The sequence below is a fragment of the Mycobacterium sp. NGS26 genome, from assembly GCF_059813025.1.
Genome location: NZ_JCALDU010000001.1, coordinates 827,963 through 843,865 on the forward strand (window position 1 = coordinate 827,963; position 15,903 = coordinate 843,865).

General features: G+C 67.3%; 18 protein-coding genes and 1 tRNA gene. 13 read left to right on the forward strand and 6 right to left on the reverse strand.

Annotated elements, in window-relative coordinates; genetic code table 11:
• The first annotated feature begins 2 nt into the window (after positions 1-2).
• The 4 genes from fdx (at position 3) to AC5Y6X_RS04000 (ending at position 2,453) form a co-directional block, all read left to right on the forward strand.
• Complete coding sequence (gene fdx / locus AC5Y6X_RS03985; RefSeq protein ID WP_324673599.1) at positions 3-209, forward strand: ferredoxin Fdx; 207 nt, start codon at positions 3-5, stop codon at positions 207-209.
• 3 nt (positions 210-212) lie between these two features.
• Positions 213-758, forward strand: coding sequence for a Cif family virulence factor (locus AC5Y6X_RS03990; protein WP_499984702.1), 546 nt, complete (start codon positions 213-215; stop codon positions 756-758).
• A 139-nt stretch (positions 759-897) separates the two neighbouring features.
• The gene (locus AC5Y6X_RS03995; protein WP_499984704.1) at positions 898-2,025 is read left to right on the forward strand and encodes an NDMA-dependent alcohol dehydrogenase; all 1,128 of its coding nucleotides are present in this window, start codon (positions 898-900) and stop codon (positions 2,023-2,025) included.
• A 5-nt stretch (positions 2,026-2,030) separates the two neighbouring features.
• Entirely contained in the window at positions 2,031-2,453 is a 423-nt protein-coding gene (locus AC5Y6X_RS04000) for a ketosteroid isomerase family protein (RefSeq protein ID WP_499984706.1), read from the forward strand.
• A 55-nt stretch (positions 2,454-2,508) separates the two neighbouring features.
• Here the strand turns inward: AC5Y6X_RS04000 and AC5Y6X_RS04005 are convergent, their stop codons facing one another.
• Positions 2,509-3,153, reverse strand: a complete 645-nt coding sequence (locus AC5Y6X_RS04005) for a dihydrofolate reductase family protein (protein ID WP_499984708.1) — start codon at positions 3,151-3,153, stop codon at positions 2,509-2,511.
• A 92-nt stretch (positions 3,154-3,245) separates the two neighbouring features.
• Between AC5Y6X_RS04005 and AC5Y6X_RS04010 the strand changes: the two genes are divergently transcribed.
• A complete protein-coding gene (locus AC5Y6X_RS04010; protein ID WP_499984710.1) occupies positions 3,246-3,650 on the forward strand; it encodes an HIT family protein in 405 nt (134 codons plus the stop codon).
• Between the two features lie 13 nt (positions 3,651-3,663).
• Here the strand turns inward: AC5Y6X_RS04010 and AC5Y6X_RS04015 are convergent, their stop codons facing one another.
• Both AC5Y6X_RS04015 and phoP read right to left on the reverse strand, forming a co-directional pair.
• The gene (locus AC5Y6X_RS04015; protein WP_499984711.1) at positions 3,664-5,091 is read right to left on the reverse strand and encodes a sensor histidine kinase; all 1,428 of its coding nucleotides are present in this window, start codon (positions 5,089-5,091) and stop codon (positions 3,664-3,666) included.
• Between the two features lie 41 nt (positions 5,092-5,132).
• On the reverse strand, positions 5,133-5,852 hold the full coding sequence (gene phoP / locus AC5Y6X_RS04020; protein ID WP_499984713.1) for a two-component system response regulator PhoP: 720 nt from the start codon (positions 5,850-5,852) through the stop codon (positions 5,133-5,135).
• 159 nt (positions 5,853-6,011) lie between these two features.
• Here phoP and AC5Y6X_RS04025 point away from each other — a divergent pair, with 159 nt between their 5' ends.
• Positions 6,012-6,734: a hypothetical protein gene (locus tag AC5Y6X_RS04025; RefSeq protein WP_499984715.1), complete on the forward strand. Its 723-nt coding sequence runs from the start codon at positions 6,012-6,014 to the stop codon at positions 6,732-6,734.
• A 309-nt stretch (positions 6,735-7,043) separates the two neighbouring features.
• Here the strand turns inward: AC5Y6X_RS04025 and AC5Y6X_RS04030 are convergent.
• Positions 7,044-7,119, reverse strand: a tRNA-Thr gene (locus tag AC5Y6X_RS04030).
• Positions 7,120-7,618: 499 nt separating this feature from the next.
• On the opposite strand from AC5Y6X_RS04030, the gene AC5Y6X_RS04035 reads away from it, so the two are divergent.
• The 5 genes from AC5Y6X_RS04035 (at position 7,619) to AC5Y6X_RS04055 (ending at position 12,328) form a co-directional block, all read left to right on the forward strand.
• Positions 7,619-9,142, forward strand: coding sequence for a PucR family transcriptional regulator (locus tag AC5Y6X_RS04035; RefSeq protein WP_499984716.1), 1,524 nt, complete (start codon positions 7,619-7,621; stop codon positions 9,140-9,142).
• Between the two features lie 144 nt (positions 9,143-9,286).
• Positions 9,287-9,916, forward strand: coding sequence for an Rv1733c family protein (locus AC5Y6X_RS04040; protein ID WP_499984718.1), 630 nt, complete (start codon positions 9,287-9,289; stop codon positions 9,914-9,916).
• 208 nt (positions 9,917-10,124) lie between these two features.
• Complete coding sequence (locus tag AC5Y6X_RS04045) at positions 10,125-11,345, forward strand: NAD(P)/FAD-dependent oxidoreductase (RefSeq protein WP_499984720.1); 1,221 nt, start codon at positions 10,125-10,127, stop codon at positions 11,343-11,345.
• Between the two features lie 105 nt (positions 11,346-11,450).
• Positions 11,451-11,864: a GreA/GreB family elongation factor gene (locus AC5Y6X_RS04050; protein WP_499984722.1), complete on the forward strand. Its 414-nt coding sequence runs from the start codon at positions 11,451-11,453 to the stop codon at positions 11,862-11,864.
• The gene (locus tag AC5Y6X_RS04055) at positions 11,861-12,328 is read left to right on the forward strand and encodes a GreA/GreB family elongation factor (protein WP_499984724.1); all 468 of its coding nucleotides are present in this window, start codon (positions 11,861-11,863) and stop codon (positions 12,326-12,328) included. The genes AC5Y6X_RS04050 and AC5Y6X_RS04055 overlap by 4 nt, the downstream gene beginning before the upstream one ends.
• A 12-nt stretch (positions 12,329-12,340) precedes the next feature.
• Here AC5Y6X_RS04055 and AC5Y6X_RS04060 read toward each other — a convergent pair whose 3' ends face one another.
• The gene (locus AC5Y6X_RS04060; protein ID WP_499984725.1) at positions 12,341-13,123 is read right to left on the reverse strand and encodes a DUF732 domain-containing protein; all 783 of its coding nucleotides are present in this window, start codon (positions 13,121-13,123) and stop codon (positions 12,341-12,343) included.
• Between the two features lie 191 nt (positions 13,124-13,314).
• On the opposite strand from AC5Y6X_RS04060, the gene AC5Y6X_RS04065 reads away from it, so the two are divergent.
• Positions 13,315-14,814 carry a flavin-containing monooxygenase gene (locus tag AC5Y6X_RS04065; RefSeq protein WP_499984727.1) on the forward strand — a complete coding sequence of 500 codons (1,500 nt, stop codon included), beginning with the start codon at positions 13,315-13,317 and terminating at the stop codon, positions 14,812-14,814.
• Positions 14,815-14,819: 5 nt separating this feature from the next.
• Positions 14,820-15,086 carry a YdeI/OmpD-associated family protein gene (locus tag AC5Y6X_RS04070; RefSeq protein WP_499984728.1) on the forward strand — a complete coding sequence of 89 codons (267 nt, stop codon included), beginning with the start codon at positions 14,820-14,822 and terminating at the stop codon, positions 15,084-15,086.
• 14 nt (positions 15,087-15,100) lie between these two features.
• Here AC5Y6X_RS04070 and AC5Y6X_RS04075 read toward each other — a convergent pair whose 3' ends face one another.
• Complete coding sequence (locus tag AC5Y6X_RS04075) at positions 15,101-15,880, reverse strand: enoyl-CoA hydratase (protein WP_499984729.1); 780 nt, start codon at positions 15,878-15,880, stop codon at positions 15,101-15,103.
• Between the last annotated feature and the right edge of the window lie 23 nt (positions 15,881-15,903).

Below are 15,903 nucleotides of genomic sequence, written 5' to 3' on the forward strand. Positions count from 1 at the left end.
CGATGGGTTACCGAGTCGAAGCGGACTTGGATCTGTGCCAGGGCCACGCGATGTGCGAACTGGAGGCGCCCGACTACTTCCGGGTGCCCAAGCGGGGCAAGGTCGAGGTGCTCGATGCCGAGCCGCCCGAGGAGGCCCGCGAGGAAGTCGAGCGGGCCGTCGAAATGTGCCCAACCCGAGCACTATTCATCAAAGAGAAAGAAGATTAGGACATGGCGTCATTCCAACGCGAGGAACTCGACGACTGGGTGCAGTCCTGGCTGCAGGCCAACAAGGACTGCGAGCAGGCAGGCGACTGGAAACCGCTGGCGGAGTTCTACGCTCCCGACGCCACCTATGGCTGGAACATCGGGCCCAAGGAGGACGTGATGTGCGTCGGGATCGACGAGATCCGCGACATCGCGCTCGGCTTGGAGATGGAGGGCCTGGAGAATTGGCAGTACCCGTATCAGAAGGTGCTCATCGACGACCGGCAGGGTGAGATCGTCGGTTTCTGGAAGCAGGTCGTGGTGGACGGCGACGGCGGCCGGCAGGAGATCTACGGCATCGGCGGCAGCTGGTTTCGGCTGAACGCGGACAAGCTCATCGGGTGGCAGCGCGACTTCTTCGACTTCGGTCACGTCTCGGCGCTGTACATGAAGCTGATGAAGGAGGGCAAGTTGTCCGCCGGCATGCAGAAGCGGATCGAGCGCGGCCTGGCCGGTGAGAGGCTGCCGGGCTACTACCCGCTCGGCGAGGCGCCGGTCCCGATCTGGTGAGCGGACCAACCAAGCATTTGATTTGTCGCACGCGCTATGCTGACGCGACAGGAGTGCCCTGTGGCACCCGTCACCACCGCTGCCAGGCAGGATCGGTCGGGCAGTCTCAATTCAAAGGCGAAATGGGGTCAGGTCCAACGTGAAGACAAAAGGCGCACTGATCTGGGAATTCAACCAGCCGTGGTCCATCGAGGAGATCGAGATCGGCGACCCGAAGGCGCACGAGGTCAAGATCCAGATGGAAGCGGCGGGCATGTGCCACTCCGACCATCACCTGGTCACCGGCGGCATCCCGATGGCGGGCTTCCCGGTGCTCGGCGGGCACGAGGGCGCGGGCATCGTCACCGAGGTCGGGCCGGGTGTGGAAGACCTTGCGCCGGGCGACCACGTGGTGCTGTCGTTCATCCCGTCGTGCGGGCAGTGTCCGACCTGTCAGGCCGGCATGCGCAACCTGTGTGACCTGGGGGGCGGGCTGCTCGCCGGGGCCGCCGTGTCCGACGGCACCTTCCGCATCCAGGCGCGCGGCCAAAACGTCTACCCCATGACGCTGCTGGGCACGTTCTCGCCGTACATGGTCGTGCACCGCAGCTCGGTGGTGAAGATCGACCCGTCGGTGCCCTTCGAGGTGGCCGCGCTGGTGGGTTGCGGCGTCACCACCGGCTACGGTTCGGCAGTCCGCACCGCGGACATCCGCCCGGGCCAAGACGTCGCGATCGTCGGCGTGGGCGGCGTCGGCATGGCGGCGCTGCAGGGTGCGGTGAGCGCCGGCGCCCGCTACATCTTCGCGATCGACCCGGTGGAGTGGAAGCGCGATCAGGCGCTGAAGTTCGGCGCCACCCACGTCTACCCCGACATCGACGCCGCGCTGGCCGGCATTGCCGAGGTCACCTACGGCCTGATGGCCCACAAGGTGGTCGTCACGGTCGGTGAGCTGCAGGGCTCCGACATCGACGCCTACCTGAACATCACCCAGAAGGGCGGCACCTGCGTGCTGACCGCCATCGGCAGCCTGCTGGACACCAACGTGACCATGAACCTGGCGATGCTGACCCTGATGCAGAAGAACTTGCAGGGCACCATCTTCGGCGGCGGAAACCCGCAATACGACATCCCGCAACTGCTGTCGATGTACAAGGCCGGCAAGCTCAACCTGGACGACATGATCACGCGCCAGTACCGGCTCGAGCAGATCAACGACGGCTACCAGGACATGCTGGACGGCAAGAACATTCGCGGCGTGATCCGCTACACGGACGCCGATAGATAAGCACCATGACCCAGACATCCCAGGCCTCCCCGGCGCTGGCCGCGTCGCAATCGTCGTGGCGGTGCGTGCAGGCCCACGACCGGGACGGCTGGCTGGCGCTGATGGCCGACGACGTCGTCATCGAGGACCCGATCGGCAAGTCCGTGACCAACCCCGATGGCGAGGGCGTGAAGGGCAAGGAGGCGGTCGACGCCTTCTACGACAACAACATCGCGGCCAACCGGCTGACGATCACCTGCGAGGAAACATTCCCGTCGAGCTCGCCGCACGAGATCGCCCATATCCTGGTGCTGCACAGCAGGTTTGAGGGCGGTGTCACCAGCGAGGTGCGCGGGGTGTTCACCTACAAGGTCAACGACGCGGGGCTGATCACCAACATGCGCGGCTACTGGAACCTCGACGGCATGAAGTTCGGCAAGGAGGAGTGATCCGCTCAGCCGATGCGCCCGAGCCCGGTGAGATTGCCCTGCGTGATGGCGTGGCTTAGCGGCGCGTGAAGGTCAAATGCGTGACGCCGCTGGGGCTGCTCACCGACTCCACTGCGAATCGCCGCTCGAGACCCTCGAGCCCGTCCCACAGCGGCTCCCCGCGCCCGAGAATGATCGGCACCACCACGATGTGCAGATGGTCAACGAGGTCGGCGGCGAGGAATCGGCGGACGGTCGACGGTCCCCCACCGAGACGAATGTCCAAGTTGCCGATGGCCTTTCGGGCCATCTCAAGGGATTCCGTAGGACCGGCGTCGACGAAGTGGAAGACGGTGCCGCCCTCCATCTCGATCGAGGGGCGGGGGTGGTGAGTAAGCACGAACACCGGGGTGTGGAATGGCGGCTCGGCACCCCACCAGCCTTTCCATTCGTCGCTGGTCCATGGGCCGCGCTGCGGCCCGAATTTGTGGCGTCCCATGATTTCGGCGCCGATGCCCGGCCCCCACTGGCTGGCCATGGCGTCATCGACACCCGTCGTCCCGCCCGACTCGCCGTGCATGGCGCGGAAGGTGCGCGTCGCGAAGAACCACTCGTGCAACCGGGTGCCGGCGTGCCCGAACGGCGCATCCATGCTTTGCCCCATGCCCGTGCCGAAACCGTCGAGAGAAACCGAGAAGTTGTGCACGCGCACCTGCGACATCGCGAAGTCTCCTTAGCATCCTGGGCCGTCGTAGGATTGACCGGCAACACCCGCCAAACTCATCGGTACATCGCGAAACATATGCTGGGCCCATGGCGTCGATCTTCACCAAGATCATCAACCGTGAACTGCCCGGCCGCTTCGTGTACGAGGACGACGACGTCGTCGCGTTCTTGACGATCGAGCCGATGACACAGGGCCACACCCTGGTGGTGCCGCGCGAGGAGATCGATCAGTGGCAGGACGTCGACAACGCGGTGTTCTCGCGGGTCATGGCGGTGAGCCAGCTGATCGGCAAGGCGGTGTGCAAGGCGTTCCGGACCGAGCGCGCCGGGGTGATCATCGCGGGGCTGGAGGTGCCGCACCTGCACGTCCACGTGTTCCCGACCCGCAGCCTCAGCGACTTCGGCTTTGCCAACGTGGATCGCAACCCGTCACCGGAATCCCTCGACCAGGCGCAGGCCAGGATCAAGGCCGCGCTGGCGCAACTGGCGTAACACCAAACGCAGCTCAAACGCGCGAGGGCACGTCGCTGATGCGCGGCAGCGTGACGCGGAAGCAGCAGCCCTCCCCGGGAGCGGTCGTCACGGTGACCTCGCCGCCGTGCGCGTGCACCAGCGAGTCGACGATGGACAGGCCCAGCCCCGTGCCGCCGCTGGCCCGCGCCCGCGACGAGTCGGTGCGATAGAACCGCTCGAACACCCGCGACGCATCCTGCTTGCTCATCCCCGGACCCTTGTCGGCCACCTCGAGCACCACGTCGTCGCCTTCCGTGCCGACCCGGACGACGACGTCGGCGCTGTCCGGGGTGTGCTGCAAGGCGTTGGCGAGCAGGTTGCTCAGCACCTGCCGGATGCGGGGTTCGTCGCCGCGCACCTCGGGGACGCCGGGCCCGTCGAAGACCTCCATGGTGATGCTGCGGGTGGGGTCGATCGCCTGAGCGTCGTGCACGGCGTCGCTGGCCAGCGCCAGCAGGTCCACGTGATGTTGCTCCAACGGTCGTTGCACGTCCAGCCGCGCCAGCAGCAGCAGGTCGTCCACCAGCAAGCCCATCCGGCTGGCCTCGCTCTCGATCCGGGACAGCAGCATGGACACGTCGCGGGCGGCGCCCTGGCGATACAGCTCGGCGAACCCGCGAATGGTGGTCAGGGGTGTGCGCAGTTCGTGGCTGGCGTCGGTGATGAACCGTCGCATCCGTTCCTCCGAGCCGCGGGCCTTCTCGGCCGAGGACTCCGAGGACGCCAGCGCTTGCTGAATCTGGCTGAGCATTTCGTTGAGCGCCAACGAAAGTCGGCCCAGCTCGGTTCGGGGATCCCGCTCGGGAACCCGCAGATCGCGCTGCCCGCCCGCGATCGCGGCGGCGGTTCGCTCGACCTCATACAGCGGGCGCAGGCTGCGGTGCACCACCACGAAGCTGGCGATCCCGACCACGATCAGCACCGCCACCCCGATGCCGATCTGCAACCAAACCAGCGAACGGACGGTGTGCTGCAGGTCGGACAAATCGATCGCGACGGTGGTCAGGCCGTGCGGCCCACGCACCGACACCGCGCGCCACTGGATGTCGGAGCCGTTGACCGAGGGCAGCGTCGTCGGGTTGGGGCCCACGTCGTTGCTGGGCGGAAGCGCCGGTTCGGAGTTGCGGTCGTTGATGGCCGTGAACGGGGTGCCGTCGGTGCCGACGCCGCGCACGTAGAACTTCGACGGCGGCCGGCCCGGGTCGGGGCCCTCGTACGGGGGCCCGGACTGCCGCCGCGGTGCCTGCGCCCAGCCGCGGGACGCGTCGAGCAGCGTCTGGTCGATCCGGCTGATCAGGCTGTGCCGCAGGATCGAGGTGACCGCGATCCCCGAGGCCACCAGGCCGCAGGTCACCAACAGCAGGGTGGCCGCGACCAGGCCCACCCGGAGGGGTATTCCGCGTTTGGGTTTGGTCGCCATCTCTATATTCTTCGCTACCGCCGGTCCGTTTGAGGGGCTGCTCAGCGCGGCTCCCGCAGCACATAGCCCACCCCGCGCAGGGTGTGCAGCAGCCGCTTCTCCCCGGTGTCGATCTTGCGGCGCAGGTACGACACGTAGGACTCGACGACGTTGACGTCGCCCCCGAAGTCGTAGCGCCAAACGTGGTCGAGGATCTTCGGCTTGCTCAGCACCGTGCCCGCGTTGATCACGAAATAGCGAAGCAGGGTGAATTCGGTGGGCGACAGCGACACCGGCTCGCCGGCCTTCCACACCTCGTGGGTCTCTTCGTCGAGTTCGATATCGGCGAACGTCAGGCGGGCGCTGCGGGGCTCCGCGCCGCCCTTGCCTGCGCGACGCAGGATGACGCGCAGCCGCGCGACGACCTCCTCCAGGCTGAACGGCTTCGTCACGTAGTCGTCGCCGCCCAGGGTCAGGCCCGCGATCTTGTCCTGCAGGGAATCGCGGGCCGTCAGGAACAACGCCGGGGCGTCGATGCCGTCGGCGCGCAGGCGGCGCAGCACCCCGAAGCCGTCCATGCCGGGCATCATCACGTCGAGGATCACCGCGTCCGGACGGGCGTCGCGGGCGCGGTCCAGGGCCTGCGCGCCATTGGTGGCCGTGTGCACCTCGAATCCCTGGAACTTCAGGCTCACCGAGAGCAGTTCGACGATGTTGGCCTCGTCGTCGACGACGAGGACGCGAGCCTCCGGTTTGGTTTCGGTTGGGCTGCCCGCCGTCATGAGGTCACTTCCGTCCCTTGCTTGAACGTTGCCTTCGCAATCATTGTGTAGTTCCTGAAAGCTCGTTGCCAACAGTCTGCTAGTAGTCTGCCAGGAATCATCGCATCAGCTTGGACCAGTCGCAGTTCATGGGTGTGCGTCTACCAATAGACTCGGGGGATGAATCTCGCCAGAAGCATCGTCTCGCTCGCGACCGCTCCCGCGCGAGTCGGCCTGGCCACCGCCGAGGCGAGCCTGAACGTCGCATCCGCGGCGGTCGGCGTGGCGAAGCGAGCGGTCTCCGACGTCGGTGGCGACGACGGGACGAACGCGGTGACGTCCATGCTGGGCATCGACGACGCGATCATTCGCGCCAATCGGCTCGCCAGGCTGCTCGACGAGGATGCTCCGCTGGGACGGGCCGTGGCGCCCGACGGGCCGATGGATCGGCTGCTGCGCCCGGGCGGGGTGGTCGACCTGCTGACGTCGGACGGCGGCCTGCTCGACCGGCTCACCGCGGAGGGCGGCGGGCTGCACCGCGCGCTGCAGCCGGGCGGGCTGGCCGATCAGCTGCTCGCCGAGGACGGCCTGATCGATCGGGTGCTGTCCGAGGATGGGCTGGCCGAGCGGCTGCTCGCCGAGGGCGGGTTGATCGACAAGCTGACCGCCCGGCACGGGCCGCTGGAGCAGCTGGCCGATGTCGCCGACACCCTGGCTCGGCTGGCGCCCGGGATGGAGGCCCTGGCGCCGACGATCGAGACGCTGCAGGATGCGGTGATGTCGCTGACGATGGTGGTCAACCCCTTGAGCAACATCGCCGACCGCATCCCGCTGCCCGGCCGCCGGCCGCGTTCGTCGTCGCGGTCGGTGCGCTCGCCGCGCGTCGTCGACACCGACGAGTGACCGGTTAGGCTTGGACCCGGCTTTTGCCGGCCTCCTTAACTCAGTGGTAGAGCACTCGCCTTGGTAAGCGAGCGGGCCGAACGTTAGTTGGATGCTCAGGCGGCGGAAGCATCAATAGGACTGGCCGTCGGCATACAGTCCGGTGTCGAGCCAGGCCTCCAAGAGCAAGCGTCGGCGGTGTGACTGTTGGCATGCATTGGTGCACAACACCTTTAGCCGACGCCTTCGAAAATCGACTCCGCACCCGAGACAGGTCATCGACACAAGCGACGACGCTGTCCCTTCGGAGCGCACTGATGGAGCCGCTGATGGAGCCGCGTGAGAGACTCGAACTCTCGACATCCGCTTTACAAGAGCGACGCTCTACCAACTGAGCTAACGCGGCCGGGGCCGGCTCGATGAGCCAGGACGATTCTACGACGTGGTGTTGCCGTCGGAACTGCGTGCCGACTCGACACCGGCGCAGGCGTGAGCCAGCGCGGTCGTGCGGCCATGTCGGGCGGAAGTTCGCGGAAGGAGCGCCTTGACCAAGCGAGCGGTCGTCAGTTCAATCCTGACAGGGGGCTCAAGTGCTGGTCAGTCTGCCACTGACCCGGACAGACAACGGGCCTGCCTGCCCTTGCGCGCCGCGCGGACGAGGACGACTAACCGCGACCGGGAAATGTAAAGCATTTTCACACGTGCGCAGACATGCAAAATTTCGCGCCGAAACTTTACATATTGCTAGGTAGGCCCCGACCCGGATCGAATGCCAGAGATCCGTTGGGTTAGCCCGGGAGCGGCAGCATGTGTGGCCGTACCTGACCAAATAGCGGCGTAGGGCGCAGGGCAGGATTACAAAGGACATCTGCCTTCGGTTTTGTCCGCGTCGTTGGGAGCGGCTCGTGATCACTTTGGACCGCTTGGTCAACGTGCTGGGTGGTTACGGCGTCCGGTTGCGGTGGTCGTCGGTGCCGCGATCAACCGAACTGCGCAGCGTGGTGATCCACGAGGCCACCGCGGACGGCGTCGTGGTCGGCGACGTGTTGCTGGCCATCGGTGCGGGCTCGCTCGGCGAAGCGGTGCGCTGGGCGCGATCGGCACGAGCGGTGGTCGTACTGGCGCGCGACGATGACGAGCCGATCACTTTTGACGAGGACGCCGGGGTCGGCGCGGTGATGCTCGTCGACGAGACGATGTCGTGGAGCGAGGTCGCCGCGGTTGTCTACGGGTTGGTGCTGGAGGGTCGCGAGACCGAATCCGGCCGCGGCCCGACCGATCTGTTCGCGCTCGCCGACAGCCTGGCGGACGCAATCGGCAGCGCCGTCGTCATTCACGATCGGCTGTTGCGGGTGCTCGCGTATTCGAGACTGCAGGAACCTGCCGACGCGGCGCGGGTGCAGACCATCCTGGAACGCCAGACGCCCGAGCGGCTGCGCGAATTGTTCGATGCCCGAGGCGTATTCGCGCATCTGGCGGTCTCCGACGAGCCGCTGTTCATCGAGGGGGACGCCGAGCACGAGTTGACCGGACGCATGGTGGTGGCGGTGCGCTCCGGCGGAGAACTCATGGGATCGGTATGGGTCGCATGCTCGGCGCCGCTGGACGAAGCGGCGCGCGGCGCCCTGGCCGACGGTGCACACACGGTTGCCCTGCATCTGCTGCGGTCGCGAGCCAGCGCGGACCTGGAGCGCCAGGTCGAATCGGAGCTGGTGATCCGGTTGTCGGAGGGCACCGCCGACGCCTCCACCGTTGCGAGCCGGCTGGGTCTGGCGCACAACGGTTTACGGGTCATCGCGCTGCAGGCGTTCATCGGCGCCGAACGCGATGCGGCGCTGCTGTTGGCATTCGAGCGCGCCACCACCGGGTTCGGCTGGTCGCGGCCGGGCCGCAGCGCCCTGGCCGGCAACACCGTCTACACCCTGCTGCCCAGCGAGGACGCGGCGACGGCGCGGCGCTGGGTGGCCGGCCTGAAAGCGGCCCTGCCCGAACAGGTGACGGTGATCGCGGGGGTCAGCGGCGTGGCGGACGTGGCGGATCTCGCCGCGGCGCGCCAGGAGGCCGACGAGTGCCTGGCCCTGCACCAGGTATCTCCCGCGGCGGCGCCCCCGGCTTACGACGAGTCGTGGGACGACATCCTGCTGCAGCGGCTGCGCGCCGCGGCGCAGTCGGGACGGGCACCCACCCGCGGACCGGTGGTCGAGCTGGGCCGGCATGACCGCGCCAACGGAACCGACTACGTGACCACGCTGCGGGCATGGCTGGAGGCCCAGGGCGACCCGGTGGAGGCCGGTGAACGCCTGGGCGTGCACGAAAACACCGTGCGCTACCGGCTGCGCAAGATGGCCGAGATCACCAACCTGCCACTGGATGACGCCAGGAAGCGGCTGGCGATGATGATCGAACTCGCGGCGACCGACACCGACTGATCCACAACGCTGTCGAAATCCGACAAAGCGCCGCGGCGTCATTGTCCGGCTTCGGCAAAGCCCGCGGCCGCCCGCCACGCCATCATCGGAATTGTCAAGCTACGGCCATCAACCCGGGCCGGCCCGTCGAGTAGGAAACATCCGATGATCAGCCCGCGTCACGACGATCGACGGCGCGGTGCCCGCGCGCGGGATGACCACGCCGCGATGGAGACCTTCACCGTGCCGTTGCCGCGACGGCTGTTGGTGCGCCTGTTCGGTCTCAACCCGCTGATACGCCCCAGCGACCGGCTGGAGGCGCTGATTTTGGTGCTGGCCGTCGCGCTGTCATTGGTGACGGTGCCCATCGCGGCCGCCGCGGGCACCTCGGTCCATGATTCCCGCAGCCGCGTCTACGCCGAACAGGCTCAGACCCGCCGGTCGGTGACCGCGACGGTCATCGGGGACAGTCACCCCCGCCGGAACCTCGAGAGCCCCACCGTGACGGTGCCCGCGCGATGGTTCGCCGCCGGGACGGAGCACACCGGCGACGTCGTCGCGCCGCTGGGAGTCAAAGTCGGTGAGGAGATCGAGATTTGGGTCGACCAGGAGGGCGCCGCCGTCGGGAAACCGGAAAGAACCGCCGTCGACGAGGCGGTCGCGTTTGCGATGGCGATCTGGTGGACGGTGAGCCTGTCGGCTGTGGCATTGTTCGGCGGCGCCCGCATCGCCCTCGACCGACACCGCGCTGCCAACTGGCAACGCGACTTCGACCGCCTCGTCGGAAAAGAGTGAAATAGGCTGCGCCCCATCCTCGATCAATCCCCGCATGAGCGTCTGTGGGGATTGGCCTTTGCCGTGCGAGCGCGCGCCCGCGCAACGGCGTTGTCGGGCCCGGACAATCGACCGCCGCAGCATTGTCCGTTTCGGGCAAACACTGCGGCGCCCGCGCACATCATCATGGGAATTACCAAGCCAGAGTTGAGTTTCGGAGGTATGTGTGATGGGTGGCGTCGAGCGCATCGACGGCGGTCCCCGGTCGGTGATCGTCATCGGTGCCGGCATCGTCGGATTGTCGACGGCGTGGTTCCTGCAGGAGCGCGGGGTCGATGTCACGGTGGTCGACCGCACCGGCATCGCCGCCGGTGCGTCATGGGGCAACGCCGGGTGGATTGCCCCGGCGTTGACCATTCCGCTCTTCTCCCCCGGCGCGGATCTGGCGACTCTGATCATGCAGCTGGCGCCCGCCTACCGGCGATCGTCGTGGCAGCGGGCGTTGCGGGCCAACACGGCGCTCAACGAGGACAGCATCGAGGCGTTCGACGTGCTCATCGCCAACGGGATCGATGCGCCGGTGACGGACGCGCCGATCACCGCGGTCTTCGGCAGCGCCTACGGGGCGCAGCGGATGCTGAACAGGCTACGCGAACTCGAAAACGCCGGCCAGCCAATGTATGTCACCGCATTGTCCGGCGCGGCGCTGCGCGAGCAAGTACCCCTGGCATCCCCGGCGGCTACCGCCGGCCTGAACGTCAACGGCCAGCGCTTCGTCGACCCTCGGCGATTCGTGGAGGCGCTGGGTCGCTCGGTGATGGCCCGCGGCGGGACCGTCCTCCGACGCGACATCGATGACGTCTTCAGTTCGGGCGACGGCGCTACGGTCCACCCGCGCTGGGGAAACCCGGTGACCGCCGACGCCGTGGTGATCGCCACCGGTGCCCGATTGCCGCGGCTGGCGGGCCGCTGGCTGAGCATCCCCGTGCAGTCCGGTAGCGGCTACTCGTTCACCGTGCCCGTGGACCGCCCCATACCGGGCCCCGTCTATCTGCCGGACGTAGGGGCGGCGTGCACGCCTTACAAAGGGGCGCTGCGGGTTTCGGGCACCCTGGAATTCGACGACACGCGCGAACCGCGCGCACGGCAACGAGTGGAGGCCATCGCCGCCGCGGCCAGCTCCCTATTGGACGGCGCGGTTTGGGCCGCGCGCAGCAACCTGTGGGTTGGTGCATGCGCGGTCGCACCCGACGGCCGGCCAGTGATCGGTGAGCTGGCGGAGGGCATCTACGTGGCCGGCGCGCACGGCATGTGGGGATTGACGCAGGGCCCCGTGACGGGTCGGCTGCTGGCCGAGCAGATCACGACCGGCAAGCAACCCCATGCCCTGGCCGAGTTCGATCCGCTGCACAGAGCGCGCCACCACACCTCCCGATCGGCGCGGGTCTGAACCGCGGAGAAGCTCGCCTCGAGGGCATGCGAGTCGTCGGGGACGGTTGCCATGCATCGGCCCGTCCCTGACGACACCCCTTATCACCAGGAAAGGACCACCACGATGACCAGCTGCACACCTGTCTGGATGACACGACAGGACTACCGCCGATTACAGAAGGAACTCGCCGCGCTGCGGCCCCGGCGCAGACCCACGCCACGGCAGGAACACGTCCGCGAGATCGAGGGTGAGCGGGTCGCCGAACCGGGCATGGTGCTGACCATCCGCTACGACGCCAGCGGTGAAACGGAGACGTTTCTGCTCGGCAGGCAGGGCGCCGAAGACGCCGACATCAAGGTCTACTCGATGGCATCGCCGCTGGGCCGATCCATCGCCGGCGCGCGCCCCGGCGAGCAGCGGATCTACGCGATCCCCAATGACGCGGGCCGGCTCGTGACCCTGCTGAAGGCCGTGCCCTATCGAGGCCACACGGCCCGGCCGGGCCACGGACGCGTGAAGAAAGGGAAACGATCATGACCAGCACGGAACCCGCGTGGATGTCACCGCAAGCCTACGAGCGGCTGCAGCGGGAACTGGCCACGCTGCGGGAGTTGTGTGACGCCAACGCCGTTGGCGACACTGCCGACGAAAACCGTGCCGCCGTCCACTGGGCGTGGCAGCTCCGGATCCAGCGGATTCACGACCTGTTGCTCAACGCCGTCGTCGGCGAGGACCCGCCCGACGACGGGATCGCCGAACCCGGCATGGTGTTGACCATCCGCTACAACGACACGGGTGACGTGGAAACATTCCTGCTGGGCGTGCGTGGCGCCGAATACGGCGACATCGAGGTCTATTCGGTCCAATCCCCGCTCGGCGCCGCCATCGCGGGCGCGCGTCCGGGCGAACGGCGCACCTACACGCTGCCCGGCGGTGTCGCCCTCACCGTCACGCTCCTGAAAGCCGTCCCGTACGGCGTTCACCTGGCCGACGTCAGCTGACGCCCCAGGCCCTTACGGTTGACCCGGGATGGGCGGCAGACCATCTCGGACGTCGCGCAGATCACCACTGATGCCCTGCAGATCACGTTCGATGGCTTGCACCCCGGAGAGAGCGTCTTGGAGCGACTGCTGCGCCTGGCCGGGGCCCGCGAGCTCGTACTGAGGGCAGTACGAAACGACTGCGCCCGTGGCGAACTCGGCGCTTTGATTGGCATCCCATATCGACGATCGCTGCACGAAGCTGACGGCCTCCGCGAAGTCGGGTTGGTGCGCCAGGAAGTCGCAGACCGCGTGCCCCTGGGCCATCACGTATTCCTGGCTGGGAACCGGTACGCCTTCGCGCCTCAATGCGGCGACGAACGCCATGTCGACAACATCGATCCGCGGGGCGGCAATCTTGGGCGCAACCGGTTTGGGCGGCGCGGCCGACGGCGCGACTTCCGCCGGCTGCGCCTCCTGCGCCTGCTGCGCCTGCTGCGCCGCGGAGTCCGATTTGTGGACCGCGAATATCGCGACCAACAGAGCGGCGACGGCCACCAGCGATAGTGGCAACGCCGCGAGGGGGCCAAAACGACGCAGCGCACTCCGCCTGTAAGGCGTGATGGGTCGGTAAGGCGTGACGGGTCCGTAAGGCGTGATGGGCTCGGTTTCGGGCGCCTCCGGGCGGTGGCCCAGGCGCTCGTCGAGCAGTTCGTCGAAGCGTCGAGACGACGGCTGACCGCCCTGCTCGCGGACCAGTCGGCGCGCAGCGGCGAGTTTCCGCAATTCAGAGTCGATCGTCTCGCGATCGCGCATGTCAATCAGTCTGAGCGTGCCGAGACCTTGTCACAAGTCCCGGTGAACGCGGATCAGTTTTCCCTGGCCAATGCCGCGTGCCGAGCCGCCCGGTAGTCCCGAGGGGCCCCCTTGCCCGGTTTCGCGACCTTGTCGGGCCAGGTGGGCACGCATAGGGTTGGGCCATCCATTGATCGGAAGGCGTCGTGGGGATGGTGGACGGCACGCGGCAACGACGTGATCCGCGCATCGCGATTGTGGGTGCCGGCATGGCGGGCATCGCCGTCGCGCACGCCTTCCGGGAGGCCGGCTTCACGAACTTCACCATCCTGGAGAAGGGCTCCGACGTCGGCGGGGTGTGGCATTGGAACCGCTATCCCGGCCTGCGCTGCGACGTCCCCTCGTACACTTACCAATTCGCGTTCGCGCCCAAACCCGACTGGAAGCACGTCTGGGCGACCGGGGACGAAATCCAGCGGTATCACCACGATCTCGTCAAACGCCTCGGGCTCGAACAACACCTGCGGTTGCGCTGTGAGGTCGGCTCCGCGGTGTTCACCGGCAACCGATGGCGTATTAACACAACCGGCGGTGACGAGATCGAGGCCGACTTCCTCGTCGCCGCCACCGGCGTGCTGCACCACCCGTTCATGCCCGACATTCCGGGGCTGAAGTCGTTCGGCGGGCCGGTGGTGCACACCGCTCGCTGGACCGATATCGAGACGGCGGGCAAGCGACTGGCGGTTATTGGGACCGGATCCACTGGGGTGCAGGTCTTTTCCGCGCTGCAACCCGAGGCTGGGCACATCACGCATTTCTGCCGCACACCACAGTGGGTGATGTGGGTGCCGATGGCGCTGCGGCAACCACGCGTCGTCAGCCGGCTGCTGAAGGCACTGCCGGGACTCGAACGGACCGTGGAACTGGGGCAGCGCGGCGCTTCCGACTTCCTGGTCGACCTGGTCACCCGGCCGACGTGGCGGCGACGCCTGGCCCAGCAGTATGGGCGGGTGTGTCTGCGAATGCTGGTGCGAGACAACACTCTTCGGGCTAGGCTCACTCCCGACTACGAACCGTTCTGCAAACGACAGGTGATCTCCGGCAACTACTACCGCGCGATCGGCAAGCCGAACGCGAGCCTGGTCACCGTGCCCATCGCCGAGGTCACTCCGACCGGCATACGCACAACCGACGGCGCCCACCACGATCTCGACGCCATCGTGCTGGCCACCGGCTTCCAGGCCCACAACTACATGCGGCCGATGAGCCTGCGCGGTCGCGACGGCCTGTCCATCGACGACGCGTGGGCGAAAGGTCCTCGCGCCTGGGCGATGACCGCGATCCCCGGATTCCCCAACCTCTTCACCGTTCTCGGCCCCAACTCCCCGAGCGGATCGATGTCGCTGCAATACGTCGCCGAACTGACCGCCCGCTACATCGTGGAATGGCTGCGGCGATTCAGCGAGGGCGAGATCACCACCGTCGAGGTCACCGAGGAAGCCACCAATCGCTTCAACGCCGATGTCGCCGCGGCGATGGGGCCGACCGTGTGGAACACCGGGTGCAACTCGTGGTATTTCGCCGACGACAACCACATCGACCTGTGGCCGTTCGACCGCCGGCGGCTTCAAGCCATGCTCGGCCGGCCCCGCGACGAGGACTACATCCTCACGAGGTCGGAACCTGCGGGGACATCCACACGGGTACGCTAGCCGCCGTGAGCAGCCAGCAAGTTCCCGGCGGGGTGGTTCACAAACTGCCTGCGGACCTGCGCCAGGCGCTGATCTCCAACTCCACGGCGTTGAAAGCCTGGAAGGACATCACGCCGTTGGCGCGCAACGAGTTCATCTGCTGGGTCGAGGACGCCAAGCAGGAGAAGACCCGAGAGCGGCGCATTCGCCGAACCCAGGAGGAGTTGGAGGAAGGCCAGCGCCGACCCTGTTGCTGGCCGGGGTGCAAGCATCGCGAGCGCACCGGCAGGTAGGCGCCCGGGCCGACCTACTTCTTGTCGCGCTTGCGTGCCAGGAACCGCTGCATGTGCTCCTGCGGCTCTCCGGTCAGAAAGGCCAGGCCGAACTGTTCGATGCTGTCCTCGATCGCCCCGTGAACCGTCATGTCGAACCACCGGTTGAGCATGTGCTTTTGTTGACGCACCGCGTTCGGGCCGAATCCCGTTAGCCTCGTGGCGAGTTCGGCGATGCGCGCGTCGAGTTGGTCGGGGCTGGTGACCTCGTGCACCAATCCCCAGCCGCCGGCCGTGTCGGCGTCGATCGTTTCGCCCGTCAGCAGCAGCCAGGCCGCATGCGACGCCCCGATCAGCTTCGGCATCAACGCCGAATGGATGACCGACGGGATTCCGACCGCCACTTCGGGCATGCCGAATTTAGCTCCTGACTCCGCGATCCGCAGGTCGCAGGACATTGCGATCTCCAGGCCGCCGCCGAGGCACCAGCCCGCGAGCCGGGCGATGACCGGGACCGGGCATTCGCGGATCGCTTCACACAGGTCGGCGAGCCGGCGGATGAACGCCTCGCCGCTGGACCGGTCCAGGGTGACCATCTCGTTGATGTCGGCGCCGCCGATGAACGCTCGCTCCCCCATGCCGCGCAGCACCACGACGCGCACTCCGCTGTCCTGGATGACGGAACGGAACGCCTCGGTCAGGTCCGCGATCGCGCCGCTGCCCACGATGTTCAGCGCTTTGGAGTTGACCAACTCGATGGTGACCAACCCGCCGTCACGAACGACCTTGACGAATCGCCGCTCCGTCGTGCTCATGGGCGCTGGATTCTACCGACCGG

Coding starts and splice junctions, on each gene's coding strand:
- fdx (WP_324673599.1), top strand. CDS start 3: ATGGGTTACCGAGTCGAAGCGGACTTGGATCTGTGCCAGGGCCACGCG.
- AC5Y6X_RS03990 (WP_499984702.1), top strand. CDS start 213: ATGGCGTCATTCCAACGCGAGGAACTCGACGACTGGGTGCAGTCCTGG.
- AC5Y6X_RS04000 (WP_499984706.1), top strand. CDS start 2,031: ATGACCCAGACATCCCAGGCCTCCCCGGCGCTGGCCGCGTCGCAATCG.
- AC5Y6X_RS04005 (WP_499984708.1), bottom strand. CDS start 3,153: ATGTCGCAGGTGCGCGTGCACAACTTCTCGGTTTCTCTCGACGGTTTC.
- AC5Y6X_RS04010 (WP_499984710.1), top strand. CDS start 3,246: ATGGCGTCGATCTTCACCAAGATCATCAACCGTGAACTGCCCGGCCGC.
- AC5Y6X_RS04015 (WP_499984711.1), bottom strand. CDS start 5,091: ATGGCGACCAAACCCAAACGCGGAATACCCCTCCGGGTGGGCCTGGTC.
- phoP (WP_499984713.1), bottom strand. CDS start 5,852: ATGACGGCGGGCAGCCCAACCGAAACCAAACCGGAGGCTCGCGTCCTC.
- AC5Y6X_RS04025 (WP_499984715.1), top strand. CDS start 6,012: ATGAATCTCGCCAGAAGCATCGTCTCGCTCGCGACCGCTCCCGCGCGA.
- AC5Y6X_RS04040 (WP_499984718.1), top strand. CDS start 9,287: ATGATCAGCCCGCGTCACGACGATCGACGGCGCGGTGCCCGCGCGCGG.
- AC5Y6X_RS04045 (WP_499984720.1), top strand. CDS start 10,125: ATGGGTGGCGTCGAGCGCATCGACGGCGGTCCCCGGTCGGTGATCGTC.
- AC5Y6X_RS04050 (WP_499984722.1), top strand. CDS start 11,451: ATGACCAGCTGCACACCTGTCTGGATGACACGACAGGACTACCGCCGA.
- AC5Y6X_RS04055 (WP_499984724.1), top strand. CDS start 11,861: ATGACCAGCACGGAACCCGCGTGGATGTCACCGCAAGCCTACGAGCGG.
- AC5Y6X_RS04060 (WP_499984725.1), bottom strand. CDS start 13,123: ATGCGCGATCGCGAGACGATCGACTCTGAATTGCGGAAACTCGCCGCT.
- AC5Y6X_RS04065 (WP_499984727.1), top strand. CDS start 13,315: ATGGTGGACGGCACGCGGCAACGACGTGATCCGCGCATCGCGATTGTG.
- AC5Y6X_RS04075 (WP_499984729.1), bottom strand. CDS start 15,880: ATGAGCACGACGGAGCGGCGATTCGTCAAGGTCGTTCGTGACGGCGGG.